1 protein-coding gene is annotated in these 2,504 nt (G+C 59.9%); it reads right to left on the reverse strand.

Annotated elements, in window-relative coordinates; translation table 11 throughout:
* Window positions 1-2,305 (reverse strand): Ig-like domain-containing protein (locus BUB29_RS09460; RefSeq protein WP_234945729.1); only part of this gene is annotated, 2,305 nt, incomplete at its 3' end.
* Between the last annotated feature and the right edge of the window lie 199 nt (window positions 2,306-2,504).

Genomic DNA, 2,504 nt, shown 5'->3' on the forward strand with positions numbered 1-2,504 from the left:
CGGGCCAGGCCGCGTTGTTGACCGCGCTGGCGCCGTCGCCCGTGTACACGTACGCGTACATCTTGCCCCAACCGGAGGGCTTGGTCGCGTAGATGACGTTCTTCGCCACAGGCGCAATGCCAGTCAGCGTAAGCGTGACGGTATCGCTCTTGTCGCCGGCCTTGGCGGTGATCTTCACCGTTCCAGCCTTCAGACCCGTGACCTTGCCGGTCTTGTCGACGGTAGCCAGTGATTCATCCGAAGAGGACCAGTTCACGGTGACGCGGCTGTTGGCCGGGTCGGTAGTGACCGATGCCTTGAGCTGCAGGCTCTGTGTTGCGGAAAGATCCATGGAGGTGTCGCCGGAGATCTTCACCGCGGTCACTGTGGCGTCTTCACCGCCCTCGTAGTTCGGTTCTTCTGCATCGATGTACTTGTCCGGGTCGTACCCGTTCTTGTCCATGTACTGCATGCAGTACTTATCGCACGGGCTCTGCGTACCGTCATTGGGATCGTAGGTCGGGTCGCCATGCTTGGTATACGAGTACGTATGCTTGATGGTTTCGCCGTCGGCACCGGTGCCCTTCACCGTTACGGTGATGACCTGGCCGCTCTTCGCGGTGGAGCCGATCTTGATAACATCGCCGTCCTTGTAGGAGCCGGACTGGCCGTCGGAGGTGGTGTACGTGGTGTCGGAGGCCTGGTAGGCGCGAAGCGTGATCTTCTTGGAAGTGCCGGGAATGGTGCCCTTGTTCGGGTACGCCTCGGCGGTGGAGACCTTGCCGGAACGCGTCTTGTTGGAGAATGCTGCGATAGACTTCGCCTTCACAGAGCCGGAAGTGACCTTGCCGCCGGACACGGTGATGGTGGAACCGGTCACCTCATCCGTATAGGTTCCGTTGGCGAGCTTGGTGCCGGTGCCGGTAAGATTCTTGTCAGCACCGTTGGCGTTGGCCACCACCATGCCGTCCTGTGCGGCGGAACCGGCATAGCGTTCCACCATCAGACAATTGTCGTCACCACAATTGGAGATGTTGGAATTCTCACCAACCATAGCGTTACGGAAGTGGTTGACGGCCACGACTTCCGGATCCTTCCACAGGTCGGAGCCGGCATCGCCGAGCTTGGACTTCTCAGTGAACGGCCCCTGGGTGGTGCCATACGTGCCGCCGTCCTTGTACGGGCGGTCGAAGAACAGGCTCATGCCGTTCTTCTGCGCGGTCACGCCGGCCCAGCCGTACTTGATCCACTCATCGGAAAGCTCCTGCGGGATGTTGGCCTCGCCGTTAGCGAAGTTGTCGTGCGACTCCACCCAGTTCACGGACTTGTCTTCAGTCACCTTGCTGTGGGAGGTGAAATGGCTTGCGCCGAGATTCTTGAACTGCACGGCGTTGCGCACCTCATGGCCGTAGCTGGAATCGGTGATGCCGCCACCGCCGACGGAGCTGGCGTTGAACATGTTGGCATAATCGGCTTCGCGGACGTTCGCGTCTTCAAGCACCTCGCCGTACTGGTACTGTGCACCGTTCTTCAGGATGGTGTCCCAGTAATGCGACTGCTTGCCGCCGAACACCTCGTCGGAAAGCTCGATATGCTTGGCCGCGTCGTAGCGGAAACCGTCTGCACCGTCCGCGACGGTCTGCTTGAGCAGGTCGGCCATGCCCTGCGCCACGGTGTCATCCTGGGTGTTCAGATCCCACAGGCCGGACAGCTTGTGCTGGGTGCAGTCCTCACGGTTGTTGTAGTCGGAGATCTGCTTGTCCTCATGGAAGTAGCTCTTGTTCTTCCACTTGCCCTCGATCACATCGAAGTCTGAGGTGAAATGGTTGGACACGGAGTCGACGATGATGCGCAGGCCATACTGGTGGGCCATGGCGCACATTTCCTTGAACTCATCCTCCGAGCCGACCACGTAGTTGCCGATGGCCATGTCGGTCGGCTGATACACGTAGTACCAGTTGAGATACCAGTTGCCGGTACCGAGCTTGCGGTTGTCCTTGATCTTGACGATCGGCTCGGTCTGGATGGAGGTATAGCCGGCCTTGGCAATATCCGGAATGTTCTCCATGATGGTCTTGAACGACCATTCGAAGGCATGGAGCGTGGCACCGTCCTTCATGTCCTTGGGCAGGCCGTACTTCTGCCGTGCCGCCTCGAAGGTCGGATTGCCGACCGTGTCGGCGTAACTGTCTCGCGTCGCCGTGGATGCCTCGGCTTCCGGTGTGACCGCCGTGCCCAAGGTCAGTCCGGCAAACAACGTCGTCGCGGCAGCGGCGAAGGTCAGGGCCTTCCTGCTCGCCAAGGCGACTCTCTTGGTCTGCTTCATTACTCTCCTTTGAAATAGTGATTGATGATCAAGCGTTGAATACGGGTGAGGGGCCCGCATCCATCCCATTGGGAACGGAGTACGAGCCCCACACAGTGCATCGACTACTGCTTGGTGGTTACCGCGCAGCCAGGCATGACTCCTGAGATGACCTGGCCGCTGGCAACGGCCATGCTCGAGCCGGACGCCCAGTACCCGC

The organism is Bifidobacterium merycicum DSM 6492, assembly GCF_900129045.1.
GTDB classification, from domain to species: Bacteria; Actinomycetota; Actinomycetes; order Actinomycetales; family Bifidobacteriaceae; genus Bifidobacterium; species Bifidobacterium merycicum.